The following is a 25679-nucleotide window of genomic DNA, read 5'->3' as shown; positions in this document are numbered from 1 at the left end:
CCGGTCTGGTGCTGTGGATCCGTCGGGTGCGCGGACGCCGCGGCCGCAACTCCGCAGCCTGGCTGCTGGCACCGGACGGTTCCCAAAAGGGTCGCGGTCGTTCGATGAATTGGCATGGGGCCGTTGGTATTTGGATCATGCCGGTGATCCTGCTGCTGTCGGCGACCGGGATGACCTGGTCGACCTATGCCGGTGAGAGCATTACCGAACTGCGCGAGCGGCTCAGTTGGACCACACCTGCCGTGAGCACCGCACTGCCGGGTGCGGCCACGCAGGAACACGCCGGTGGCGAGCACCACGGCGGCGGCCACACGCCCGCGCCGGTCGATGTCCCGACCCGGATCGCACAGCTCGACGGGGTTTATGCGGCGGCCCGCGCCAATGGCGTCACCCAGGGGTCCGAGATCGCGATTCCGGCCGAACCCGGCGCCGCATTCGCGGTGAAGGAACGGCGCATGCCGGGCACCTACACCGTCGATGCCGTCGCCGTGGACGGCGCGACCGGCGCGGTCACCGACAAGCTCGCCTATGCCGACTGGCCGATCATGGCCAAGCTCACCAACTGGGGCATCCAGTTCCACATGGGCTTGATGTTCGGGCTGCTCAACCAGTTGCTGCTGCTCGCAGTGATGATCGGGCTGATCGTCGTGCTCGTGCTCGGCTACCTGATGTGGTGGAAGCGTCGGCCGACCCGCGGTGCCGCGCGGTTCCCCATCGGACGGCCACCACGTCGCGGCGCATTGCGCCGGACCTCGCCGTGGCTGGCGGTACCCATCGTGGCGGCCGCCCTGGTTGTCGGCTGGTTCGTGCCGCTGGTCGGGCTGAGCCTGCTCGCCTTCCTAGCCGTCGACATCATCGTCGGACTAATGGCGGGCAAGCGCGCCACGGCCTAGTTCCGCGGGATTGTTCCCGCACACCGATGCACGTGCCGCACCCGTCATCGCGCCGCCATGCCATGCGCGGCGCGGGCGAAAGCGCGCGGGACGCAGCAACTGCCGGGGCGTGAGGGGCTCCGGCAGTTACCAATTCGACCTACCGGACGTCAGAGGTACGGCCGTTGTACCGCCATGCCTCGAACAGACAGGATTCACCAATCTCATGAAGATCAATAAGTTCGCCCTGGCCGCCGCGTTCATGACGACCGCGGTGGGGATCGCCGCCGGTGCGAGCTCCGCCGAACCGATCGAGGCCGCCGAACCGATCAACTTCACCGCCCAGGCCACCGACACCCAGTCGATCATCACCACCGATTCCGGTTCGCTGGTCGTCGAGGACGGCGCGCTGAAGATCAAGGCCGCCAACGGAACAACCGTCGCTGGCACGCCGCTCACCTTCCGCGTCGACGAATTCGAATTTCCGGTTGCAGCCGAAATCGCCGATAACACAGCAACTCTCACGCCGCAGCTCGACATCGCGCGCGCGACCTACAAGCCGGTCGCACTGCCGTACGAGGACAAGGCGCCCTGGAAGACCGAATACGATCGCGAACAGGCCGCCTGGTCCCGCATGACCAGCACCATCGGCATGGGCGCCACCATCGGCACCCTGGTCGGCGGTATCGGCGGCGGCGCCGTCGGCTGCTTACTCGGCGGTATTGCCGGTGCGACGGTCGCCTCGGCCACCATCGTCGGCCTATTCGGTCCGTTCATTCCGGCCGCCGCCGTCGGCTGCCTGGGCGGCATCGTCGCCATCGGCGCATTGGGCGTACTCGCAGGCCAGATCCTCGTGACCGCCCCGGTCGCCATCGGCGCCTCCATCCAGTACCTCACCACTGTCAACCAGCCCTTCACCCCACCCGCCAAATAACCAACAGCACTGCCGCACAACGAAATACGAGCGCCCCACCCGATCGCGGGCGGGGCGCTCGTCTTGTCCGGACATGGACTGCCCGGACGCAGATCGTCGCGGTCATGCGGATCGCGGAACACGGGCGTCGGCGATCATCCGAATACGTGCCACAGGATCGTTGCCGCATGTTCGCTGAGGTTCCGAGTTCTGGCCGATCCTGGGTGGATTCGGTGGTGGCCTGTGTATCTGTCGGTGGTGTGCGGCATCATCTGTGCACGCAGCCATCCACGAATACCGCTCGGAGTTCACCATGCCGTCCCCACGAACGAAACCACAGCCGTTGTCGGACACTGAGATTCAGCAGATCGCCACGGACATCGCCGGTGGCCGCCCGCCGATGGTGTGGTTCACCGCGGCCGCGGTGGGCGTGCCGGAGGGACGGTCCGGCAAGGTGGTCGAGATCGGTGATCGATCCGAAAGCGACTTCCTGCGGGTCAAGCCGACCGGATCGAAGGATGTACTGTCCTTTTCTCCGACCGAAGTCACGTTGACCAAGCCGCCACGGGATAAGGCGGCAACCACAAGCTCTGCCCAGCCGAAGTCGACAACCAGGAAGGAATCCACTGTGACCCAGCCGTCGACCTTGACGAGCACCGCGACACCGGCCCCCCGGCCGTCCCCGAGCCCGACCCCGCCCGCCCCGGCGCCGAAACCCGTTGCCGCCACAACGGAACCGGCCAAACCCGCGACACCCGCGGCCACCGCGAAGCCCGCGGCGAAGGCGACGACCGCCGCGCGGAGCAAGGCGAAGGCGCCGGAGGTCACGGTGACGCTCACCGGTACCGCGGATGGCGAATGGTCGGTCGATGTGGTCAGCGGCAAGAAGAAGTCCGTGCGCGGTCTGCCGGTGACCAGCTCCGCGGTGGCGCAGGCGGCCAAGGTGCTGCATCCGGAGGTGGCCGAGGTGGTTGCCGGAATCCTGGAGGCGGCCCGGGTGGTCCAGGAGTCCAAGGTGCAGCAGTTACAGGCCGAGTTGGAGGAAGCGCGGCGACTGCTCGACGAACTGTCGGACTAGACCGCGGTGCTGGCGGATTTACCGTTGGCGTTCTGGGAGCGGCCGCTCGGGCGCCAGATCCGGCGTCCCGAGTCGGCGGTGTTGTGCCGCGGTTCCGCACCGTGGCGCAGATCGTCGTGGAAGGCGTAGCCGAGCGAGTACTCCTTCGCGTGGTACATCGCCGAATCCGCGTCCCGGATGAGGTCGTAGATGGTGTCGTCGGAGCTGCGCGGACTGCCGCAGGCCAGGCCGACACTCGCGGTGATCGGAATTTCGCCCGCGCTCAGCTCGAACGGCCGAACGAAGGCGCCGAGTAGTCGCTCCGCGAGCATGGCGGCCTCCTGCCGATCCAGCGATGCGAGCACCACGAATTCGTCGCCGCCGTAGCGGGCCACCACATCGTCGCGCCGGATGATGTGCTGGATCCGGGATGCCGCGTTCGCGATCAGCTCGTCGCCGACCGCATGGCCGTAGCTGTCATTGACCATCTTGAAACCGTCGAGATCGATGAACAGCAGACACAGCGGCTGCTCGATCCAATGCTCCTGATTGCGATTCAGCGCGCGCAGCAGCGCGGACCGGTTCAGCAGGCCGGTGAGCATGTCGTGATCGGCCTGGTACTGCGCACGCCGTTCACTGCGCGCACTGCGGACAATCGCGCGCTCGCTACGCACCAGCACGCCGATGAGCAGCAGCGCGCACAGTGACGAGACAACCACCCGATTGAGGGTGTCCAGACTGGAGCCGACCACCGGAATCAGCGAGGCCACGATCAACGCGACGGCGATGACGCTGGCCCGCTGCCGCGAGTGGTGCGGGTGGATGTGCCGTGGCGCACCGAGACTCGCCATGGTCGGATGCAGCGCGGCGACACCGACGATCGGATAGGCCACCAGCAGCGGCACCAGCAGCAACTCGTGCACGACGGGTGCGCGACCGACGGCGTCGAGGCTGTACCCGAAATCGCCGATCAGTACGGCGATCAACCCGACGTGCAGCAGACGCAGCGAGGTCTCCGAACGGGTCGCGGTCGCCATCGAATGCGCGACCAGGGTCAGCAGCAGGGCGTCGAGCACCGGATAGGTCGCGGCCACCACAGTGTTCGCCGTGGTGTCGTGCGACTGCAGGATCGGTGAGATCAGAAAAGTCCACGAGGCCAGCAGTGCGCCGAGTCCGATGAGCGCCGAGTCGAGCAGCAGATCGTAGTTGGGCCGGGCCTGGCGCGGGTGCAACCACAGCGCCCCGGCCACCCCGGTGCCGAAATAGCCTGCGAGAGTGAACAGGTCGTCGGCCGGGTGCAGCGCGTGGCCGTCCACCTCGCGGATGGCCGTACCCACCGCGAACAGCACGGCCGAGGCCGAGAGGAGATACCAGGGCACCGGCCGCTCGGGACGATATCGCCGCAGGCCGATAAAGATCATGGTGAGCGCGCCGAGCACCACGGCAGCCATGGTAAGCAGCGACAACGGCCGGACGTCGATGCAGAGCAGCACCGCGAGACCGATTGCTGTCAGCGCGAAAATTACTGTGCACCACCGCATTACGAGGCGGTGCCGAACGATGGTCGGCTGCTCTTCGCGGACGGTCATCAGCCCCCCTTGGTCGCTCCATCCCCAGTGAACCGCGCCGCGTAGTAGGTCTGTGAATCCTCCACCGCGACTTCGACGTTCGCCTCTTGCTCATCGAGCACCGCTCGAATGCTGTCGGCGAAGGAAAACCGAGTGTTGTTATACGAGCAGATGTCCCAACCGACCGCCGCGCGCTCGGCCACCAATACCTGGACAACTGATTTGATCATGGCATGAAACGCCGCCCCTTGTCGGGCACTTGGCGCAACAAGGGTGAAACCCGCATAGTAGATCGCATCGCGCGCCGCATGCTCGGGATAACGGGCGGCGAAATACTCCGGACTGATCCACGGGACGGTCTCGAGATGTTTGGTCAAAGTCGTCACGCCGATGGGGTCGCCGGTCGCGGTGCGCGCGACGTGTTTTGCGACCCGCGGGTCGATCATCTCCTCGCGGAATTCCGATCGATGCAGGACCTGCCTGGCAATGGCCTTGGTACGCAAGGGTCCGAAGGCCTCTTCGTACAGCAGGTGGAACATGTCGATCCGGTCGTCCGGAATGGTCGATTCGATCGTTACTTTCAGCCCAGGCAGCCCACCCGTCGCCCGGCCACCACACCCCATGGAATCGCTGCGCGATGCTGTCATCGTCGACCCCACGGTGTCGTGTGGTACGCCGCGAGCACCAGCGCGCAAGTCGGCGTGCCATCGGAGCGTGCCTCGGTGGTGCAGAGTTGAATCGGGCCGAAGCGTTGCGGCCGGTTGCGGGTCATATCGGTTAAACTCGCGCGAATCAGCGTCGCGACCTGCGCGGCCGTCTCCGCCTCGTGCTCGACGAAAAGTCCGGCGCCGGAACCGTCGTCGCGCAGCACCCAGCCGATGCCCGCGCCCGCGCGTTCGCCCGCCGCATTCGCATGCTGCGCGGCGTAGACACAGTAGAGCCGATCACCCCAGGGAATCGGCTTGCGGACGCGAACGTTTCGGACCAGAACGGCGCGCGGTGGAATGACCGATGACAGGCGGATCAAGTTGGCATCACCTACTCCCAGGTCACGCAGTGCCGCATCGAAGGCCGACATAGCCGTCGGGCCGACCCCCGTCGCCGCGCCGATCTCGATCGTCAGTGGAGCTCCGGAGTCACGCTGATCGCCGCGGTCCGGCCTGCCCATGGGCGGGAGTAGTCGATCGATCCACTGCAGCCCGAGCAGGCCGCCGCGTGGGGTTGTCTGAATCATAATGCCCTCCCATAACCATCGGCCGGGTTTTTTAGGCCGGTATTGCGTCAAAACCGACTGTGCGTCAAGACGATCGATCACGCATCCGAGCGGGGTGAAAGACGTGCTCCGGAGGCGTGTCTCGTAGGGTGTGGTGCCCAGGGTCGCTGGGATGACATGCGTGGGCACTGGCAATGCGACGAAGCGAGGAATTCGTGCCGAAGTGGGTGGCGCCGGGGCGGGTCAACATCATCGGTGAACACACCGACTACAACGACGGTTTCGTGCTGCCCATCGCATTGCCGCTGGTAGTCGAGTGTCGGGCGGAAGCGCGAACCGACGGCCGGGTCCGGGTGGTCTCGCGACAGCGGCCGGGTGAGACGGTGCTGGTCGCGGTGAGCGAGCTTGCCGCCGAACGGGATCGGGTGCCCGGATGGTCGCGGTATCCGCTGGGCGTTGTGTCCGAATTCGCCCGGCGCGGTTATGCGCGCGACGGCATCGACCTGGAGTTGGACGGTGCGGTGCCGATCGGCGCCGGATTGTCGTCCTCGGCGGCGCTGTCGTGCGCGGTTGCGGTCGCGCTGCGAGATCTGTTCGCGCCCACCGTCACCGATCGGGAGTTGATCGACCTGGCCCGCGCCGCCGAGAACGACTACGCCGGGGTGCCGACCGGACTGCTCGATCAGTCCGCTTCGATTCTGTGCACGGCGGGGCATGCGTTGTTCCTGGATGTGCGGCGATTGGTCGCGCACGACGGTGTCGCGCACGAACAGATTCCGTTCGATCTCGATCGATTCGGGCTGGAGCTGTTGGTGATCGATACCGGACAGCCGCACGCGCTGATCGATGGTGGTTACGCGCGGCGGCGCGCCCAATGCGAGGCGGCCGCCGCGGCACTCGGCGTTCCCGCGCTGCGTGATATCGAATCGGTGGCCGCCGTGGACCGCATCGGCGATGCGGTACTGCGGCGACGGGCCCGACACGTGGTGACCGAGAATGCGCGAGTGCTCACGATTGCCGAAAAGTTGCGAGGTGGTGCGGGTCCGCGCGAGATCGGGCCGATCCTGACCGCGGCGCACGAGTCGCTGCGCGATGATTTCGAGGTTTCGACACCGGCACTGGACGCCGCGGTATCGGCCGCGCTCGACGCCGGGGCGCACGGCGCGCGCATGGTCGGCGGCGGGTTCGGCGGCAGCGTGATCGCGCTGGTCGATCGGGACGACACCGCGTCGGTCGCCGACACGGTGCGAGATCGGTTCGCGCGATCGGGTTTCGAGGCGCCGCGCACCTTCGTGGTCGTCGCGGGAGCGGGGGCGCACCGCATCGTTTGAGCAACCGCTCAACTTTTGTGCGCGAATGTGCCGCGCGCGTGCGGCACAATCACGCACAGTAGAACGACGTCCGGTTTCATCGCCTGGAGGGACGACGCTGTGCCGCTTGCCGATTCGACCGTTTTCACATCGGCGCTGGATGCCGTCTCGGTACACGCCGAGACGACACTGCGCCTGGACGCGCAGCCCGTCGACTATGCGCTGGTAGCGCTGTATTTCGTCTTCGTAATCGGTATCGGTCTGCTGGCCAGGCAGCGGGTCTCGTCGAGTATCGACTTCTTCCTGTCCGGACGATCGCTGCCCGCCTGGGTGACCGGTCTCGCCTTCATCTCCGCCAATCTGGGCGCGGTCGAGATCATGGGCATGTCGGCCAATGGCGCCGAATACGGCTTCCCCACCTTCCACTACTTCTGGATCGGCGCGGTCCCGGCCATGCTTTTCCTCGGCGTGGTGATGATGCCGTTCTACTACGGCTCCAAGGTGCGCAGTGTGCCGGAGTTCATGCGGCGGCGCTTCGGTACCGGCGCACATCTGGTGAACGCGTTGAGCTTCGCCATCGCGCAGGTGCTCATTGCCGGGGTGAATCTGTATCTGCTCGGTTCGATTCTGAATGTGCTGCTCGGCTGGCCGCTGTGGGTGTCGGTGATCGTCGCCGCGGTGATCGTGCTCTCCTACATCACCCTCGGCGGATTGTCCGCGGCGATCTACAACGAGGTGTTGCAGTTCTTCGTGATCGTCGCCGCGCTGTTGCCGCTGACGCTGGTCGGTCTGCACAAGGCCGGTGGCTGGGATGGGCTGCGGGACAAGGTGACCGCGTCACCCGGCGGTGGCGCGCAGTTGGAATCCTGGCCGGGCAATGCGCTCAGCGGATTTTCCGATAACTTCCTTTCGGTGGTCGGCATCGTCTTCGGCCTCGGATTCGTGCTCTCGTTCGGCTACTGGACCACCAACTTCGTCGAGGTGCAGCGCGCACTCGCGACGCATTCCATTTCGGCCGCGCGGCGTACCCCGATCATCGGCGCGTATCCGAAGATGTTCATTCCGTTGATCGTGGTGATTCCCGGCATGATCAGCGCGGTGCTGGTACCGCAGATGAGCGAGTACAAGGCGGCGGAGACAACGGGTTCGAACTACTCCGGTGATGCCACCTACAACCAGGCGCTGCTGTATCTGATGAAGGACGTGCTGCCGAACGGACTGCTCGGCGTGGGCCTCGCCGGATTGCTTGCGGCATTCATGGCGGGTATGGCGGCCAATATCTCCGCCTTCAATACGGTGTTCAGCTATGACCTGTGGCAGCAGTATGTGCGGCGGGATCGGCCGGACGGGTACTACCTGAACGTCGGTCGGCTGGCCACGGTCGGCGCGACCGTCGCGGCGATCGGAACCGCGTTCATCGCAGGCAATTTCAGCAATATGATGGACTATCTGCAGACGCTGTTCAGCTTCTTCAACGCTCCGCTGTTCGCGACGTTCATTCTCGGTATGTTCTGGAAGCGGATGACGCCGACGGCGGGTTGGATGGGGCTGGTCTTCGGAACCGTCTCGGCGATAGTGGTTTTCATCCTGCACAAAACCGAAGTCTTCGAATTGTCCGGTCAGGGTTCGAGTTTCGTCGCGGCCGGGGTGGCGTTCGTCGTGGATATCGTGGTCAGCGTGGCGGTTACCCAGGTGACGCAGTCGAAGCCGGATGCCGAACTGGTCGGGCTGGTTTATTCCGAGACGCCGAAGGAACTGCGGCACGATCCGGACGAGGCGAGCCTGCCCTGGTATCAGCGGCCGGTGCTGCTCGCGGGGATCGCGCTGGTACTGGTCATCGCCCTGAATATCATTGTCGGATAAGGAGGCCGGTCGATGCTTTTCGATATCCGCACCATTGTCGGCGCACTGCTTGGCAGCTATGCGGTCGTTTTGGTTGTGACCGGACTGGTACACGACACCGGGGCCGAGGAAGCCAAGACCGGCGGAGTGAATGTCAATCTCTGGGCAGGCCTCGGGATGGGAGCGGTGGCGCTGGCCTTCCTGGTCTGGGTGTTGTTGCGGCCGGTCGCGGTGCCGACCAAGGCGGACGCGCCTGTCGGCGAGGAGGATTCCCCGCCGGAGGCATGACTCGGGGCTCGCGATTTCGCCGGTGCTACGGTCGAGGCATCCGAGATTCGCGAAGCGGTTGCAGGAGAGATCTTTGAGCCACGCCGACCCGTTCCCGCTCCAGCCGTCACCGATTCACGTGCCCGATGCGGTGCTCACCGATCTGCGACTCCGGCTCGCGCTGACGCGCTGGCCCGACGATGTGGGCAATGACGACCGCTACTACGGCGTAGACCGCGGCTACCTGCAAGAACTCGTCGAATACTGGCAGCACGAATACGACTGGCGCGAGGCCGAAGCCGCGATCAACGCCTATGACAACTACCTTGTCGACGTCGATGGCGTTCCGGTGCATTTCCTGCGCAAACCCGGTGTCGGCCCGAATCCGATACCGCTGATCCTCACCCACGGCTGGCCGTGGACGTTCTGGCACTGGGCCAAGGTCATCGATCCGCTCGCCGATCCCGGTACGTACGGTGGCGATCCCGCCGATGCCTTCGATGTGATCGTGCCGTCTTTCCCCGGTTTCGGCTTCTCCAGTCCGCTGTCGAAGCATCCGGGTATGAACTTCTGGAAGGTCGCCGACCTCTGGCACACCCTCATGACCGAAACCCTGGGCTACCCGAAATACGCCGCCGCGGGGTGCGATGTCGGCGCATTGGTCACCGGTCAGCTCGGCCACAAATACGCCGACGAGCTGTACGCCATCCACATCGGTTCGGGCCAGAAGCTGACGCTGTTCAACGGTGACCGAGGCTGGGACCTAACCGGCGGGCGTCCCATTCCGGACGGCCTGCCGACGGCTGTCTACGACCGAATCATCGAGCTGGAGCACCGTTTCGGCGTCCACCTCGCCGCGCACGTCCTCGAACCGAGCACCCTGGCCTTCGGCCTCTCCGATTCACCCGCGGGCATGCTCGCCTGGATACTCCAGCGCTGGATGGCATGGAGCGACAACGGCGGCGATATAGAAACCGTCTTCAACAAGGACGAACTGCTCACCCACGCGATGATCTTCTGGGTCACCAATTCCATCGGCACCTCGATCCGCACCTATGCCAATAACAACCGGTACCCCTGGACACCGTCCCACGATCGCGACCCCGTCATCGAGGCCCCCACCGGCATTACTTTCGTCGGCTACGAGAATCCACCCGGCGTCACCACCGCCGACCGCGTCGAGCACTTCCGCACCAGCGACCGCGGCCCTTGGTACAACCTCGTCAACCTGACCGCCCACGACCAGGGCGGCCACTTCATTCCCTGGGAAATCCCGGACCGCTGGACCCAGGACCTTCGCCGCACCTTCCGCGGCCGCCGCTAGGCGGGGGCTTGCAGGGCCGGAAACCAGATGTCGGTGAGGACTTCGGCGGCTTGCGCGGCGGAGACATCGATGGTGCCTTGCATGGCCCAGCGGGTGAAGAAGCGTTCCAGTTGGGCGACAAGGAGTTCCACGCGTAGGCGCGCCTCGTCGCGACGGTTTTCGGGCCAGCGGGCGAGGTAGGAGGTCATGGCATTGGGCAGGGCCAGAATGCCGCGGCGGGCGATTTCGCGGAATTCCGGCTCCAGTGCGGTGGCCTCGTCCCAGGCGGGCAGCAGGTCCTTGTATTCGTGGAACCAGGCGATGGCGCGGGTCACCCAGTCCACGAATTCCGCGCGAGAGCCGGTGTCGAGTACCCGGTCCAGATCCTCGTAGAAGTGCAGTGCGGTCGGCGCGGTGCTCTGTTCGGCGATGGCGCGCAGGATCTCCAGCTTGCTGCTGAAGTGCAGGTAGAAGGTGGCGCGGCTGCAGCCGACGGCGGCGGCGATGTCGTCGACCCGGACCGCCGCATAACCCCGTTCGGTGAACAGCGCCTTGGCGCCGTCCATCAGTCTGGCGCGGGTCTGCAGCTTCTGTTCGTCGCGCAGGCTCAGTCCGGGCGGGTTCGACTTGGTCGGCATGGTAGACATCATGTCATTCACTAGACAGCAAGTCTAGTCAGTGCTAATTTGTTGCCTACGTCACTCCACGTGCCGCAGGCGGCGCGGGATGGTTCGCCGCACCGGATCCGGTGCCGCCCACGTGACGGCAATCCTTCGGACGAGGACTACGGAATTGACTCACAGCAATCTGCCCCGGGTATGCGTCATCGGCGCGGGCCCCTCCGGAATCACCGCCGCAAAACGCCTGCAGGACTTCGATATTCCCTTCGAGGTCTTCGAGGCGAGCGATGAGGTCGGCGGCAATTGGTATTTCAAGAATCCCAATGGGATGTCGGCCTGCTACCAGTCGCTGCATATCGACACCAGCAAGTTCCGGCTCGCCTTCGAGGATTATCCGGTGCCCGAGGAATGGCCGGACTTCCCGCACCATTCCCAGCTGTTCCAGTACTTCAAGGATTACGTGGACCATTTCGGCTTCCGCGACAAGATCCTGTTCGATACCAAGGTCACCGCGGCCGAGCGGCAGGACGACGGCAGCTGGCTGGTCACCGCGAGCGATGGCCGCACCCGGGCCTACGACGTGCTGATCGTCTGCAACGGCCACCACTGGGATCCGCGCGTTCCGGACTATCCTGGCGAATTCGACGGCGTGCTGCTGCACAGTCACGCCTACAACGATCCCTTCGATCCGGTGGATATGCGCGGTAAGAAGATCGTGGTGGTCGGCATGGGCAATTCCGGTCTGGATATCGCCTCGGAACTGTCGCAGCGCTTCGTCGCCGAGAAGCTCACCGTCTCCGCGCGCCGCGGGGTCTGGGTGCTGCCGAAGTATGTGAACGGCAAGGTCGGCGACAAACAGAGTGTGCCGCCGTGGATTCCGCGCAAGGTCAGCCTGAAGCTCAAGCAGCGCTTCGTGCGCAAGTTCCGCGGCGATATGGAGTTCTACGGTCTGCCGAAACCCGATCACAAACCGTTCGAGGCACATCCGTCGGCGAGTGAGGAGTTCCTGCATCGCGCGGGCTGTGGCGACATCGCCTTCAAACCGGCCATTACCGCCCTGGAGGGCACGCAGGTGCGCTTCGCCGACGGCAGCACCGAGGAGGTGGACGTCATCGTCTGCGCCACCGGCTATCACATCAGCTTCCCGTTCTTCTCGGATCCGAAACTGGTGCCGGACGAGCAGAATCGCATCCCGCTGTTCAAGCAGATGATGAAGCCGGGTGTGGACAATCTGTTCTACCTCGGTCTGGCCCAACCGCTGCCGACGCTGGTGAATTTCGCCGAACAGCAGAGCAAGTTGGTCGTGGCCTATCTGACCGGCAAGTACCTGCCGCCGTCGGAGGCGGAGATGACTGCCGAGATCGCGGCGGCCGAACAGCGTCGCACCGGACGGTATTACAACTCGCCTCGGCATACGATCCAGGTCGAGTTCGAGCCCTATGTGCGCGATATGAATCGGGAAATGGCAAGGGGCGCAAAGCGAGCCGCTGCCGCTGGCAATGCGTTGCCGGTGCCCGCCAGGGCGCTCGAGAACGCGTGAGGGCGGCGCGATGACGACATCAGGATTCTGTACCGATGAATTCGCCGGTGTGCGAAAAGAATTGGCCGACCAGATCGCCTCGGGTGCGGAGCTCGGGGCATCGATCTGCGTGACCGTCGACGGCGAACCGGTCGTCGATATCTGGGGTGGGCACCGTGATCTCGAGCGGACCGTGCCGTGGACCGAGGACACCCTGGTCAACGTCTTCTCCATCAGCAAGACCATGACCGCGCTGTCGGCGCTGCTGCTGGTGGACCGGGGCGAGCTGGATGTGCAGCAGCAGGTCGCACACTACTGGCCGGAATTCGCCGCGAACGGCAAGGGCGATATCGAGATTCGCCATTTACTCGGCCACACCTCCGGAGTCTCGGGCTGGGAGCGGCCGATCGAGCTGGCCGATATCTACGACGCCGAAGCGGCGAGCGCGCGTCTCGCGAACCAGCCGCCGTGGTGGGAACCGGGCACCGCATCGGGCTATCACGCACTGAACTACGGGCATCTGGTAGGCGAAGTGATCCGTCGAATTACGGGCCGCACCCTCGGCGAGTTCTTCGCCGAACAACTCGCCGGACCGCTCGATGCCGATTTCCATATCGGCACCGCACCGGAAAATCATCACCGCATCGCACCACTCGTCCCGCCGCCGCTGCTGGAATTCGATATGGCCACGCTCGATCAGGACAGCATCCTGGTCAAAACGCTCACCAGTCCTCTGCTCGATATTCCGGAGGCCAATAGTGCCGCATGGCGGAAGGCCGAGATCGGCGCGGTGAACGGGCACGGCAATGCGCATTCCGTGGCGGCGGTGCAGTCACTGGTCGCCTGCGGTGGCGAGCTGCGCGGGCGAAGGTTTTTATCGGAGAAGACAATCGATCTGATCTTCGAACAGCAGTCCGACGGTGCGGATCTGGCGCTACTGCTGCCGCTGCGCTTCGGCCTCGGTTACGGACTCCCCCAGCCGCAGACCGCCCCGGAGGTGCCCGGCGGGAAGGTCTGCTGGTGGGCCGGATTCGGCGGCGCCATCGTGGTCAACGATCTCGATCATCGAGTCACCTTCGCCTACACCATGAACAAAATGGCGCCCGGACTCATCGGCTCCGATCGTGCGAATGCCTATCTGCGCGCTGTGTTTTCGGTGGTGCGCGGATGATGCGGGCATTGCAGCTCACCGAACCCGGTGTGCTCGAACTACGCAAGGTCGCGGTGCCCGCGATCGGTCCGACTGATCTGCTGCTGCGCGTCGGTGCCGCGGGTATCTGCCATTCCGATCTGCATGTGCTGCATATTCCGTTCAAGATGCGCGAGGATCCGCTGACGCTCGGGCACGAGGTGGCAGGCACCATCGAGGCGGTCGGCAGCGATGTCGAGGGTCGGGTGGCCGGTGAGCGCGGCATTGTTTATCTCTGCTGGTCGTGCGGCGTCTGCCGAGAATGTGTGAGCGGCAATGAGAATGTCTGCCTCGCCGCCGGACGTACCGCCATGCCGCCGTGTCCCGGACTCGGTCCGGACGGCGGTATGGCGGAGTACATCCGCATCCCCGCAAGCTCTTTCGTACCCATCGGCGAGCTGGATTTCCTGCAGGCCGCGCCGCTGGCCGATGCCGCGCTGTCCAGCTATCACGCCATCAACGGTGCGCGAGAGCAGTTGTACCCCGGTTCTGTCGCGGTCGTCATCGGCATCGGTGGACTCGGCCATGTCGCGGTGCAGATACTCACCGCGACCAGCGCGACGCACGTGATCGCCGTCGACGTCAGCGAGGACAAACTCGCCCTGGCCACTCGCTGCGGCGCGGCCGAGGGACTGCTCTCCGGCGCCGACACCGCGCGCGAAATCCTGGACCGCACGAATGGCCGCGGTGCCGACGCGGTCTTCGACTTCGTCGGTGTCGATGCGACCGCCAGGCTGGCGGTGGAATCGGTTGCCCCCAACGGCGCGTACCGCATGATCGGGCTCGGCGGTGGCACACCGGAAATCACGGCTGGACCGGCGGGCGGTCCGGGCTGGCCGTGGGGCGCTTCGATCCGAAAGTCCTACGGCGGCACCAAATCCGACCTGATCAACTCCGTTGCTCTGGCCCAGTCGGGTCGGCTGACCGTCGAAACCGAACGCTTCGATCTGGTGGACGGCCGCGCGGCCCTCGACCGACTGGAGCGCGGGCTCATTACCGGCCGTGCCGTACTTGTGCCCTGAACCACGAGGAAGTTCCTTCTATGACAAAGCCTTTCGATCCACAGGCAATGGCCGCGCAGGCCGTCGCGCGGCTGACCGGTCCCGGCGGATCATTCGAGATGACGGTCGAAGACGTACTCGGCGCGCCGATTCCGGTGCTCGAGGACCGTGTCCGCGCACTGCGCGAAGTGCTCGCGGCCTCGGTTACCCTGGGTGATCGCGACTACCTGGTCACCGAGGACCGGCGAATGTCCTACACCGAGCACGCGGCCGCCGTCGGCGCCCTGGCTCGTGCACTGCGAGACCGGTACGGCGTCGAAAAGGGCAACCGGATCGGTATTCTCGCGGCCAACACCCCTGAATGGGTGGTGACGTTCTGGGCGGCACAGACGCTCGGCGCGATCGCGGTCGGCTACAACGCCTGGTGGATGCCGCGCGAAATCGCCTACGGCCTCGAGCACACCGGTCCGAAGGTCCTGATCGTCGACGCGAAACGCGCGGGTCAGGTGGCGCAGCTGGACGTTCGGGTTCCCGTGCTCACCATGGAGCACGACCTGCCCGCGCTGATCGCCGAATTCGGCGAAGGGGAGCTACCGCATACTCCGGTGGACGAGGACGATCCCGCGATCATCCTCTACACCAGCGGCACCAGCGGCCGCCCCAAGGGCGCGGTGCATTCGCATCGAAACCTGGTGGCGGTCATCGACTATCACCGATTCAACGACGCACTCGCCGCCGCCTTCCAGGGTGGCGTCGACGACGGCAGTCCGAAGGGGCGCCGCTTCCTGCTCACCTCTCCGCTGTTCCACATCGCCAGCCTGCACAATCTGGTGCTGCCGCGGATGGTGACCGGCGATACCGCCGTCATCTACCAGGGCGCGTTCGATGCCGAGCGGATTCTGCGGCTGATCGAACGGGAGCGGATCAGCAACTGGGGCGCGATGCCGACCATGGCGAGTCGCCTGCTCGAAGTGGATCTGTCGAAGTACGATCTGACCTCGCTTGCCGCCTTCTCGCTCAATTCGGCGCCGTCCTCGGCCGCACTGCAACAGCAACTGCGCGAACAGCTTCCGGTCGCCAAGACCGCGCTGGTGACCAGCTACGGCATGACCGAATGCAGTACCGCGGCGACCATTGCCGCACCGGCCGAACTCGCCGCCTTCCCGGATACCGTCGGCCGCCCGGTGATCGGGGTCGACCTGCAGATCCGCGATGCGCTCGGCGAACCCGTCGGCGAGGGCGTCGAGGGTGAGATCTGGGTGCGCAGCCCCTATGTGATGCTCGGCTACTGGGCGGACGAGGCCGCGACCGCGGCCGCCATCACGCCCGAGCGCTGGTTGCGCACCGGCGATATCGGTGTCCTGGAGCAGGGCCGACTCCGATTGTCCGGCAGGCGTTCGGATCTCATCCTGCGCGGCGGCGAGAATGTGTACCCGACCGAGGTCGAGCAGTGCCTGGACGAACATCCCGCGGTGCGCGAATCGGCCGTCGTCGGACTGCCCGATGACGATCTCGGCCAGGTGATCGCGGCACTGGTTGTCGTCGAGGACGGCTCCGCCACAACGGAACAGGAGCTGGCCGAGTTCGCGAAGCAGCGCATCGCGTACTACAAGGTGCCCGCACAGTGGCGGATCACCACAACGCCCCTGACCCGCAATGCGACCGGCAAGGTCGTGCGGGCCGGGATCGCCGAAGCCCTGTCCGATTCCGTCGCGGAGTGAAGTCATGTACGAGACGATCATCAAAGGCGGACGGTGGTTCGACGGCACCGGCTCGCCGTCGGCCATCCGCCATCTCGGTATCCGGGAAGGTGCTATAGCCGCAGTTTCGGCCGAACCGCTCGACGAGACCGACTGCCCGCACGTCATCGATGCCGCCGGGAAATGGGTGATTCCCGGCATGATCGATATCCACACTCATTACGACGTCGAGGTGCTGCAGAGTCCGGCGCTCGCCGAATCCATCCGGCACGGCATCACGACCGTACTGCTCGGGTCGTGCTCGTTATCGACGGTGCACGTCGACGCGTCGGACGCCGGTGATCTATTCGGCCGGGTGGAGGCCATTCCGCGTAAGCACGTCATCGCGGCGATGGCCGAGATCAAGTCCTGGACTTCGGCACACGAATATGTCGAGGCACTGGAGGCACTCCCGCTCGGACCGAACCTGGCCGCCTTTATCGGACATTCCGATATCCGGGCTGCCGAGATGGGACTGGATCGCGCCACCCGCAAGGAGATTCGGCCGACCGATGCCGAATTGACCTCCATGGCAGCGAAACTCGATGAGGCATTGGACGCGGGCTTTGTCGGCATGTCCTCCCAACAGTTGCTATTCGACAAGCTCGACGGCGAGCTCTGCCGCTCACGCACCCTGCCCTCGACCTATGCGACCGCCAGGGAACGCCGCATGCTCAATGCGATCCTGCGCCGTCGCGGCCGCGCACTACAGGGCGGTCCGGATGTGGCCCGGCCGCAGAGTCTGATCGCGATGGCGGCCAGCAGCCTGGGCATCTTCCGCAAACCGCTCAAGGTCAGCCTGCTGTCCGCGGCGGATATCAAGGCGATTCCCGCTGTCGCCCAGATCTTTCCGTTGATCGCGCGGGTGATCGATCGACTGGGCGGCGACTTCCGCTGGCAGCATCTGCCGGTGCCGTTCGAGGTCTACTCCGACGGTATCGATCTGCCGGTCTTCGAGGAATTCGGTTCGGGCGCGGCGGCACTGCACCTGTCCAACCAGTTGGAGCAGCGCCGGGAACTACTGCGCGACGAAGGTTATCGACGCCGATTCCGCAAGGATTACGACAAGAAGTTCGGGCCGCGGGTGTGGCATCGCGATTTCTTCGACGCCGAGATCGTGGAGTGCCCGGACGCTTCGGTGATCGGCAAGACCTTCGGTCAGGTCGGACAGGAGCGCGGTGGCCTGCATCCGGTGGACGCTTTCCTGGACTTGGTTGTCGAGCACGGTGGCAAAGTGCGTTGGCGCACAACCATTTCCAATCATCGACCGCAGGTGCTCGACAAATTCGCCGCCGATCCCGGTGTGCAACTCGGCTTCTCGGATGCGGGCGCGCACCTGCGCAATATGGCCTTCTACAACTTCGGGTTGCGGTTCCTGCGCAGGGTGTACGACGCCGAGCGCGCTGGCCATCCGTTCCTGTCCCTCGAACGCGCGGTGCATCGCATCACCGGTGAACTCGCCGACTGGTACAGCATCGACGCGGGCCACCTGCGTCCCGGTGATCGCGCCGATCTGGTCGTCATCGATCCCGCCCATCTGGACGAGTCCGTCGAGGCCTACGCCGAAGCACCGATCGCCGTATTCGACAACCTGTCGCGCATGGTCAACCGCAATGACGCGACGGTGGTCGCGGTGCTTGTCGGCGGGGAGTACGTCTTCGGCGGGGGCCTAGCGGAACCGGTCCTCGGTGCCCGCCGCACGGGTCGCTTCCTCCGGGCGGGTGCCTGACCTGGCAGTACCGACCGCCCGCTGGCAATTCGCTTCGCCGCCGGATCCGCGCTACCTTAAGCGTTACTGGCGAACACAGGTGTTCGCCTATCCACTCGCAAGGAGGCGCCGTGGCGATCTTCACGCATCGCGGTCGGGATGTCGTCTATGACCGCGTCGGCAGCGGCGCACCGGTCATCCTGCTGCACAATGCGGGCGCCCAGCGCCACATCTGGGACGATCAGGTCGGCGAATTGCGGCACGAGCACGAGGTATTCGCGCTGGATCTGCCCGGTTACGGCGAATCCGACCAACCCGCGGACGGCTATCACCTGGCCGATTACGTCAGCATGCTCGAGGCCTTCCTGGCCGAACAGGAACTCACCGATGTCGTGCTGATCGGCAACTGTCTGGGGGCCGCCACCGCACTGCGCTACACGATGACGCATCCGGACAACGTGCGCGCTCTGGTGCTGTGCAACCCCCTGACCTGGAACACCATGCGTGCCGGACGCCAGTCCGGTCTGGCCTGGGTCGATGCCAGACTCCCGCTGGCGCCGGTGGCCCGCAGGGTGGCGCTGCCGGATGCGGTCATCTCCCGGATCGTCGCCGACCAGCTCGGCGCGAAAGGGCGGCGGCGCGATCTGCACCACTCGCCGCGTCTCATGGCACATTGGGGCGACAAGGGCCGGTTGCAGGCGCTGCACGGCCTGGTGCAGGATTTCCCGACCTATGCCGACCTCGATGGTTTCCACCCCGGCCCGGGATTCCCGCCGATCTGCACCATCTGGGGCGAGCAGAACCGCATCCTGTCGGCCCAGGCCGGCGCCCGACTCGACGACACACTGCATCCGCACACCCGAATTCAGCTCACGGAATGCGGCCACCTGCCTATGGTGGAGGATCCAGAGACCGTAACGAACATCATCACCACCTTTCTGTCCAGTCCGGAGGTACGGCCGTTCGGCGCGACAGAACACCCGGTCAAACCTTGATTCCGGGTGTTGATCTTGTTGTTTGACGGCGCCGAACGCGGTTACCCGAACCTCAGCCATCGAGGAAAGGGACGTCATGTTGCTACGCCGATTTGCCCGACCACTGCTGGCGACCGCGTTCGTCGCCGATGGGGTCGACGCGCTGGTCCACCCCGAGCCGCGCACCCAAGCGGCATCGGCCCTGGTCCAGCAGGGACAGCAGTCGCTGCCCGACAATATCGCCGCGAAATTGCCAGCGGATCCCGGGACGTTCGTGCGGATCAATGCGCTCACCCAGGTCTCGGCCGGTGTGCTGCTCGCCCTCGGTAAGTTTCCGCGCCTGGCCTCGCTCACCCTGGCCGCGACGGTGATTCCCGCGACGGTCACCGAACAGGACTTCTGGGCGGAAAAGGATCCGGAACGCAAGGCGGCCAAGCGCAAGGCCTTCGTCAAGGATGTGAGTCTGCTCGGCGGTCTGATGATCGCCAGCGCGGACACCGAGGGCAGGCCGTCGCTCGGCTGGCGTGGCCGACGGGCCGCGAGCAATGCCACGGCGGCGGTTTCGGCCGCATTGCCGTTCACCGCAACGGATTCGGCCACCGGCGACGCACTGCGCCGCCGCGCTCACGATGCCGCCGTGCGGGCCCGCGAACTCGGCGATGTCGCGCAGGAGCGGGGGGCCGATATCGCGGAGACGGTAAGGGAACACGGTCCGGAATGGGCCGAGCTGGCCAAGGAACGCGGTGCGAAGTGGGCCGAGAAGGCGGCGGAATTCGCGGAGCTCGCCAAGGAGCGCGGGCCGGAAATCGCCGCGGCGGCGCGGGAGCGCAGTGTGCACCTCGCGGAGCTCGCCAAGGAACGCGGCCCGGAACTCACTTCGACCGCACGCGAACGCGGCGCCGAAATCTCGGGCAAAGCACAGAAACGTAGCGCGCGGTTGGCCGAGAAGGCCCAGCACCGCGGCATCGAGCTGACGGAGCTCGCCAAGGAACGCGGGCCCGGAATCGCCTCGACCGCGCGGGAACGCGGCGCGCACCTGGCTGAAATGGCCCAGCACCGCGGCACCGAAATCGCCGAACTCGCCAGGGAACGCGGGCCGGAACTCGCCTCGACCGCACGCGTACGCGGCGCCGAAATCTCGGAAAAGGCGCAGAAGCGCGGCGCGCGGTTGGCCAAGAAGGCGGAGCGGCGTGGGAAGAAGGCACAGCCGCGGGTCGATAGGGCCCTGCGCCGTCTCGACAAGGCTGAGGAACGGGCGGCGCTGGCGCAGGAACGGATCGCGAACGCGCGTGCCCGTGTGGAGGCGCGGTTCCGCTGAATCACGCGGACCCTACACCGGGGCGGCACATCCCGGTGCGGGGTCCGCGAGCGCCGCGGCCAAGGAGCCGACGCGGCGAAAGTTCGTGGCAAGTCCGGTGAGCTCGATGGCCCGATCGACACAGCGCACCGTGGTGATCAAAACCATTCGGCGGTCGGCCTTTTCGGCCGCCGCCTGAGCCTCGATCAGGGTCGCCAGTCCGGCGGCGGCGAAGAAGGTGACCGGGGACAGGTCGACGACCATGATCGAGCCCCGAGAACCGAAGGCACGCAATAGTTTGTCCCGTAGTCGCGGCGCGGTCCACAGATCGACCTCGCCCGTGACGACCACCAGCGTGACATCGCCACGCGGATGGCTCACCGTGAATTGGATGATCCGAGCTCCGGGCACGGTCGAAATATCGACGCGCTCACCGTGTTCCGTTTTGTCACGGTCAGCGGGTCTACCTGCCGGATAAGCGAAATGGGTCGACATGCGCTGGCTCCTGCGGTCCGGTCGGACCTGTCACACAAGTCAAGCAGGGTCGGCCGGGTCTGTACAGGGATCCTGCGCGTCACACGGTAACGGATGCGAAAAATTTCCGGGAACCAGAGCGTGACACCGTACGACTAAGTGTCCATGCAGTACACAGCACTGCGGATGCGCCCTACCGAAACCGGCGAGCGCACCCGGAGGCCCATGAAGCGTGCAGCGGCGCTGGCCATGGCCGTTGGCGCCGTCGCTGTCACCGGATGTTCGACCACAGTCACCGAATCCGCGACCACCGCACCTGCCGCCGCGACCGAGGGCGTCACGAAATATCCCGTCACCGTGGAGAACTGCGGTAAGAGCTACACCTTCACCGAGACACCGAAGCGGGTCGTGGTGATGAACGGCGGTTCGATCGGCGAGGTTTCGTCGCTGGTCGCGCTCGGTGTCGCGGACCGTGTCGTCGCCAATGCCCAGTCCTACGGCTCCTCCGATGTGTCCGGTCGCGCCGATGCCATCGCGGCCCTGCCGACCGGCGATATCACCCCGAACAACCTGCAGGACATCCCCCGCGAGGCCATGCTCGCCCAGCATCCCGATCTCGTCATCTCCACCGGAGGCGGCGGCTTCTCCGCCGATCAGGGTTTCGCCACCCGCGCCGAGCTGTCCAGTGCGGGCGCCAATACCTATGTGCCCCGATCCAATTGCGGTGTGACCGGCGCGGTCACCGGCATGCCGTCCATCGAGGACAGCTACGCCATGCTGCGCGATTTCGGGACGATCTTCGATGTACCCGGTCGCGCCGCGAAGCTCATCGATGACATCGAGCACAAGATCGCCGAGACATCCGTGCGGGTGGCCGGACAGCCCAGGAAGAATGTGATGCTCATCTACCCGGGGATGGGTATGGGCGATGGGGGCGACTTTTCGGCCATTGCGGCGGGCGGCATCTGGAACGACATCATCGATCGGGCCGATGCGGTGAATCCGTTCAAGCGCACGGACGGAACGACTTTCGTCTCGATCAGCAAGGAGCAGCTCGCCGTCACCCCGATCGATGGACTCATCGTGGTCGACTACCGCAATCCCGATATCGATGGCGCGGCCAAGCGGATCCTCGAGCAGTTCCCGCAGTGGACCGCGAGCAAGAACACCGATTACACGGTGCTGTCGGATTCGATCTACCTCGGACCGAGCAATGACATCGCGGTGGACAAGATCGCCAGACTCGTACACCCCGAACAGTTCGCATGACGAATACGCTTCGACAACGGCGGTTACTGGCGACGACACCCCTGCCTCTAGCGATTGCCGTATCGCTGGCAATCCTGTTCGTGGTCATGCTGGTATCCATCGGTGCGGGATCGGTCACAGTCTCGGTCTCCGATACCTGCCGAGTCATCCTCGCCCACTTATCGAGTAAGTCACCGGATGTCGGATTCACCGTTGACCAGATCGTCTGGAACTATCGGCTTCCCCGGGTCATCCTCGCCGCACTCTGCGGCTGCGGCCTGGCGATTTCGGGCGTGATTCTGCAAGCGCTGGTGAACAATCCGCTTGCCGACCCGTATGTGCTCGGTTTGTCCTCCGGCGCCTCGCTCGGCGCGGTGACCGTGATCGTCACCGCAGGTGCCGCACTCGGCGGTATGGGCGTTTCGGCGGCCGCGTTCGTAGGCGCAATCGGCACCGCCGCAGTGGTTTTCGCACTCGGACAGCGGCGCGGCAGCCTGGCTCCGACCCGTCTGGTTCTCGCAGGTGTCGCCGTCGGATACCTACTGCTGGCGGCGACGAACTACCTCCAGTTGCGGGCCACCCCGAACGAGCTGCGCGCGGTGATGTTCTGGACCATGGGCAGTGTCTCCGGCGCGAGCTGGTCCCGACTCGGACCGGTGACGCTTGTGGTCCTCGTTGTCGTGACCGTCGTGCTGGCCTTCGGTCGACGCCTCAATGTGCTCGGCACCGGCGATGAACAGGCGACCGCGCTCGGCGTCGATGTCCGCACCACCCGGATCACCCTGCTGGTTCTGGCCTCGCTGCTGACCGGCGTGCTGATTGCGGTAGCGGGTGGAATCGGCTTCGTAGGCTTGATGATTCCGCATCTGATACGTCTGGTCTTCGGCATGGACCACCGTCGGGTACTCCCCCTTGCCGCTCTAGTCGGCGCGGCATATCTGGTCTTGGTCGACCTGCTGTCACGAACCATCGACGCCCCCAACGAACTCCCGCTCGGCATCTTCACCGCCGCCTTCGGCGCGCCGTTCTTCCTCTGGTTACTCCGGCGTGAGGGAGGCCCCGCATGACCGGGCACCCCGTCCATAAGTCGGGTGGGCGCCCGGTGGAGACACACGGTGCCCGGATCGCCGAGTTGTCGGTGGTGGGGGTGACGATCGGATTCGGGGGCGCGTGGGTGCTGGATGGGGTGACGTTGCAGGCGCCGCCGGGGGCGTTCGTCGGGGTGGTGGGGCCGAACGGGAGCGGAAAGACGACGCTGTTGCGCACCATCTATCGCTCGCTGCGGCCCGTGCAGGGCATGGTGCTGATCGACGGCGCCGATATCAGTGCGATGTCGGCGCGCGCGGCGGCGCGCACCACGGCCACAGTGCTCCAGAATGGTTCGGGCGCAGCGGAATTGACGGTCGCGGAGCTGATCTGGCTCGGTCGTAGTCCGCATCATGCGCTGTTCAGCCGGGATACCGCCGCCGATCATGCGGCGGTCGCGGATGCCATGGCGCGCACCGATGTCACCGGCTACGCCGAACGCCCGATCGGCTCGCTATCGGGTGGTGAGCGTCAGCGAGTGCTGCTGGCCAGAGCACTCGCACAGCAACCGCGCCTGCTCGTGCTCGACGAACTGACCAATCATCTCGACGTGCGTGCCCGATTCGAACTGCTCGACCTGGTCCGCTCGACCGGCATCACAACGCTGGCCGTGCTGCACGAATTGGATCTGGCCGTGCGCTGCTGCGATCAGCTGGTCGTGCTCGACCACGGCAAGGTCGTCGCGGCCGGTGCGGTGCTCGAGGTCATGACCCCAGAGCTGCTGCGGAATGTCTTCGGTGTCAATGCTACTGCCGAGCTGCATGATGATGGTGTCGTCCGATTGTGTTACGCCGCAGCGCCTTTAGCTGCCCACCAAACAGCCACTTCTTGTGAGGATTCGTACTGACCGGAAGCCCGGAGACAGCCTTTCACACTCACCGACGACCTGATTGCTTTACGCCGCAAAGCCTTTGGTCGCCCACTGCACAGCCGCTCGCCGGTAGAGGTTCATACTCAGCGGATGTCGTCAGCCATTCGCGCGGCCGCGCGCCGACGACCGATTGCATCGGCCACACAGCCTTCGGCCGCCCGCGAAACAGCCATTCCCCTCTAAGGCTTCGCACCCAGCGGAAGCCGTCAGCCGTTCGCGCGGCGCTTCCCGCCGAAGCGCGTTGCGGCGACGAGCTCCTCACGGGCGCGTGCTACGCGGGACCGCACCGTCCCCACCGGACACCCGCACACCGCCGCCGCCTCGGCGTAGGACAACCCGAGCACCTGCGTCAGCACCAACGCCTCCCGCCGCTCGGCGGACAGATCGTCGAGCAATAGCTTCAGCTCGACAATGTCGGCGAGCCCATCGCGGCGACCCACCTGACGGTCGGCCGCCGCCACCCAATCGACACCCTGCGCGATACGCGGCCGGGCCACGGCCATCCGCACCTGATCGACGACGACGCGACGCGCGATGGACAGCAACCAGGTTCGAGCGCTGGAGCGACCCTCGAAGCGCTTGATGCTGCCCAGCGCGCGCAGATAGGTCTCCTGTGTCAGATCGTCGGCACGCGACAGCTCGGTGAGATGGGCCAGCAACCGCCAGACATCCTTCTGGGTGGCCCGGATAAAAGCTTCCAGGGCTCGTCGATCCCCACGCGCCGCCGCCAGTGCCAGCTGAGTCGTCTCGTCATCCTCGGCGGGCGTCGGCATGGGCTCGAGAATAACCCGTGCGCAACCCTGGGAACTTTGTGGTTCCGGCAGACGACAATCTGGATGTGGAGTGCAAGGTATGCCGGACCGCGCTGTCGGCCCGGATCGATGGCGAACGCGAAACCGTGCCCGCGGTACGCGTCGACGAACACCTGGAACAGTGCGCGCAGTGCTGTTCCTGGTACGCGGCCGCCGTGGAAACCTCGCGCCTGCTGCGCGGCGGTTCGGCGTACGCACCCGACCTCACCGACGCCATATTCGCCGCCGCGGACCTGCAACGCCCGCGCAGAGCGGGGTGGTGGACATCACTTTCCGGGGGCGGCTGGACCCGGCTGCTGCTCGGCCTGCTCGGAATCGTGCAGTGCGCGCTCGCAATCGGTCAGTTCGCCGGATTCGACTTCGGTATGACCCATCACCACGGCGCCGAAATGACTCGGCACCTGATGAACGAGTCGACGGCATGGAGCCTGGCGATCGGCATCGGATTCATCTACTGCGCACTTCGGCCGTACGCCACCTCCGGTGTGCTCCCGGTGCTCGGCGTGCTGGTGACCGCGCTCACCGCCTTTGTCATCGGTGATCTGTATTCCGGTGTCGTGCCGATCTCCCGGGTGCTCTCGCACGGCATTCTGGTCGCCGCGCTGGTGCTGGTCGTGGTGGTGCATCGCACCCGCCGACCGGAAATCTCACCGCCGACCCGGACCAGCAATCCCGCGCCCACCGAACTCGTCCTGCCGCCCGGCGCGCGATTCGGCCGCCGCACCGGCCATCTCCGCTCGACCCAAGATCCCGCCGCCTGAGACCGAACGGAATTGGATGAACACAGCATTGCGCA

24 protein-coding genes are annotated in these 25679 nt (G+C 65.5%); 18 read left to right on the top strand and 6 right to left on the bottom strand.

Features of this window, described 5'->3' with window-relative positions; all coding sequences use genetic code 11:
- The 3 genes from NP3_RS13980 to NP3_RS49720 all read left to right on the top strand — a co-directional run.
- A partial coding sequence (locus NP3_RS13980) for a PepSY-associated TM helix domain-containing protein (protein ID WP_174566213.1) occupies positions 1 to 893 on the top strand: 893 nt, incomplete at its 5' end.
- Positions 894 to 1098: 205 nt separating this feature from the next.
- Positions 1099 to 1806 (top strand): DUF8020 domain-containing protein, encoded by a 708-nt coding sequence (locus NP3_RS13975; protein WP_063041367.1) that lies wholly within the window; start codon positions 1099 to 1101, stop codon positions 1804 to 1806.
- A gap of 292 nt (positions 1807 to 2098) precedes the next feature.
- Positions 2099 to 2863: a DUF6319 family protein gene (locus NP3_RS49720; protein ID WP_063041389.1), complete on the top strand. Its 765-nt coding sequence runs from the start codon at positions 2099 to 2101 to the stop codon at positions 2861 to 2863.
- On the opposite strand, the gene NP3_RS13965 is transcribed toward NP3_RS49720, so the two are convergent.
- From NP3_RS13965 to NP3_RS13955, 3 genes are read right to left on the bottom strand one after another with little or no spacing between them, the layout of a single operon-like run.
- Positions 2860 to 4431 carry a GGDEF domain-containing protein gene (locus NP3_RS13965; protein WP_084508568.1) on the bottom strand — a complete coding sequence of 524 codons (1572 nt, stop codon included), beginning with the start codon at positions 4429 to 4431 and terminating at the stop codon, positions 2860 to 2862. The two genes, NP3_RS49720 and NP3_RS13965, sit on opposite strands and share 4 nt — an antisense overlap.
- A complete protein-coding gene (locus NP3_RS13960) occupies positions 4431 to 5057 on the bottom strand; it encodes a polysaccharide deacetylase family protein (protein ID WP_245720927.1) in 627 nt (208 codons plus the stop codon). Before NP3_RS13960 ends, NP3_RS13965 begins: the two co-directional genes overlap by 1 nt.
- On the bottom strand, positions 5054 to 5644 hold the full coding sequence (locus NP3_RS13955; RefSeq protein WP_245720926.1) for a pyruvoyl-dependent arginine decarboxylase: 591 nt from the start codon (positions 5642 to 5644) through the stop codon (positions 5054 to 5056). The genes NP3_RS13960 and NP3_RS13955 overlap by 4 nt, the downstream gene beginning before the upstream one ends.
- Positions 5645 to 5817: 173 nt before the next feature.
- On the opposite strand from NP3_RS13955, the gene galK reads away from it, so the two are divergent.
- From galK to NP3_RS13935, 4 genes are all read left to right on the top strand, one after another.
- Complete coding sequence (gene galK, locus NP3_RS13950) at positions 5818 to 6954, top strand: galactokinase (RefSeq protein WP_063041365.1); 1137 nt, start codon at positions 5818 to 5820, stop codon at positions 6952 to 6954.
- Between the two features lie 135 nt (positions 6955 to 7089).
- Positions 7090 to 8796 (top strand): sodium:solute symporter family protein, encoded by a 1707-nt coding sequence (locus NP3_RS13945; protein ID WP_063041381.1) that lies wholly within the window; start codon positions 7090 to 7092, stop codon positions 8794 to 8796.
- A gap of 12 nt (positions 8797 to 8808) precedes the next feature.
- Entirely contained in the window at positions 8809 to 9063 is a 255-nt protein-coding gene (locus NP3_RS13940; protein WP_063041363.1) for a hypothetical protein, read from the top strand.
- 73 nt (positions 9064 to 9136) lie between these two features.
- Complete coding sequence (locus NP3_RS13935) at positions 9137 to 10366, top strand: epoxide hydrolase family protein (protein WP_063041361.1); 1230 nt, start codon at positions 9137 to 9139, stop codon at positions 10364 to 10366.
- Here NP3_RS13935 and NP3_RS13930 read toward each other — a convergent pair.
- Positions 10363 to 10983: a TetR/AcrR family transcriptional regulator gene (locus tag NP3_RS13930; protein WP_084508567.1), complete on the bottom strand. Its 621-nt coding sequence runs from the start codon at positions 10981 to 10983 to the stop codon at positions 10363 to 10365. The two genes, NP3_RS13935 and NP3_RS13930, sit on opposite strands and share 4 nt — an antisense overlap.
- Positions 10984 to 11137: 154 nt before the next feature.
- On the opposite strand from NP3_RS13930, the gene NP3_RS13925 reads away from it, so the two are divergent.
- From NP3_RS13925 to NP3_RS13895, 7 genes are all read left to right on the top strand, one after another.
- Complete coding sequence (locus NP3_RS13925; protein ID WP_245720925.1) at positions 11138 to 12505, top strand: flavin-containing monooxygenase; 1368 nt, start codon at positions 11138 to 11140, stop codon at positions 12503 to 12505.
- A 10-nt stretch (positions 12506 to 12515) separates the two neighbouring features.
- Positions 12516 to 13655, top strand: a complete 1140-nt coding sequence (locus tag NP3_RS13920; protein WP_063041355.1) for a serine hydrolase domain-containing protein — start codon at positions 12516 to 12518, stop codon at positions 13653 to 13655.
- Entirely contained in the window at positions 13655 to 14695 is a 1041-nt protein-coding gene (locus NP3_RS13915; protein WP_063041353.1) for an NAD(P)-dependent alcohol dehydrogenase, read from the top strand. Before NP3_RS13920 ends, NP3_RS13915 begins: the two co-directional genes overlap by 1 nt.
- Before the next feature lie 20 nt (positions 14696 to 14715).
- On the top strand, positions 14716 to 16395 hold the full coding sequence (gene casG, locus NP3_RS13910; RefSeq protein ID WP_063041351.1) for a steroid-24-oyl-CoA synthetase: 1680 nt from the start codon (positions 14716 to 14718) through the stop codon (positions 16393 to 16395).
- Positions 16396 to 16399: 4 nt separating this feature from the next.
- Positions 16400 to 18142, top strand: coding sequence for an N-acyl-D-amino-acid deacylase family protein (locus NP3_RS13905; RefSeq protein WP_063041349.1), 1743 nt, complete (start codon positions 16400 to 16402; stop codon positions 18140 to 18142).
- Positions 18143 to 18252: 110 nt separating this feature from the next.
- A complete protein-coding gene (locus NP3_RS13900) occupies positions 18253 to 19116 on the top strand; it encodes an alpha/beta fold hydrolase (RefSeq protein WP_063041347.1) in 864 nt (287 codons plus the stop codon).
- A 76-nt stretch (positions 19117 to 19192) separates the two neighbouring features.
- Entirely contained in the window at positions 19193 to 20413 is a 1221-nt protein-coding gene (locus tag NP3_RS13895) for a DoxX family protein (RefSeq protein WP_063041345.1), read from the top strand.
- Positions 20414 to 20425: 12 nt separating this feature from the next.
- Here the strand turns inward: NP3_RS13895 and NP3_RS13890 are convergent, their stop codons facing one another.
- Complete coding sequence (locus NP3_RS13890; protein ID WP_063041343.1) at positions 20426 to 20887, bottom strand: STAS domain-containing protein; 462 nt, start codon at positions 20885 to 20887, stop codon at positions 20426 to 20428.
- 204 nt (positions 20888 to 21091) lie between these two features.
- On the opposite strand from NP3_RS13890, the gene NP3_RS13885 reads away from it, so the two are divergent.
- Genes NP3_RS13885 through NP3_RS13875 form a run of 3 tightly spaced genes read left to right on the top strand, consistent with a single transcriptional unit; the run spans position 21092 to position 24047 of the window.
- Complete coding sequence (locus NP3_RS13885; protein ID WP_063041341.1) at positions 21092 to 22135, top strand: ABC transporter substrate-binding protein; 1044 nt, start codon at positions 21092 to 21094, stop codon at positions 22133 to 22135.
- On the top strand, positions 22132 to 23181 hold the full coding sequence (locus NP3_RS13880; RefSeq protein ID WP_084508565.1) for a FecCD family ABC transporter permease: 1050 nt from the start codon (positions 22132 to 22134) through the stop codon (positions 23179 to 23181). The genes NP3_RS13885 and NP3_RS13880 overlap by 4 nt, the downstream gene beginning before the upstream one ends.
- Positions 23178 to 24047 carry an ABC transporter ATP-binding protein gene (locus NP3_RS13875; protein ID WP_084508564.1) on the top strand — a complete coding sequence of 290 codons (870 nt, stop codon included), beginning with the start codon at positions 23178 to 23180 and terminating at the stop codon, positions 24045 to 24047. The genes NP3_RS13880 and NP3_RS13875 overlap by 4 nt, the downstream gene beginning before the upstream one ends.
- A 230-nt stretch (positions 24048 to 24277) precedes the next feature.
- Here NP3_RS13875 and sigC read toward each other — a convergent pair whose 3' ends face one another.
- Positions 24278 to 24844, bottom strand: a complete 567-nt coding sequence (sigC, locus tag NP3_RS13870; protein ID WP_063041339.1) for an RNA polymerase sigma factor SigC — start codon at positions 24842 to 24844, stop codon at positions 24278 to 24280.
- Positions 24845 to 24909: 65 nt separating this feature from the next.
- Between sigC and NP3_RS13865 the strand changes: the two genes are divergently transcribed.
- Positions 24910 to 25644 (top strand): zf-HC2 domain-containing protein, encoded by a 735-nt coding sequence (locus NP3_RS13865; protein ID WP_063824763.1) that lies wholly within the window; start codon positions 24910 to 24912, stop codon positions 25642 to 25644.
- The last annotated feature ends 35 nt before the right edge of the window (positions 25645 to 25679 follow it).

This window comes from Nocardia pseudovaccinii NBRC 100343 (assembly GCF_001613225.1).
Classification (GTDB): domain Bacteria; phylum Actinomycetota; class Actinomycetes; order Mycobacteriales; family Mycobacteriaceae; genus Nocardia; species Nocardia pseudovaccinii.
This window is presented reverse-complemented; position numbering and strand designations above follow the sequence as displayed.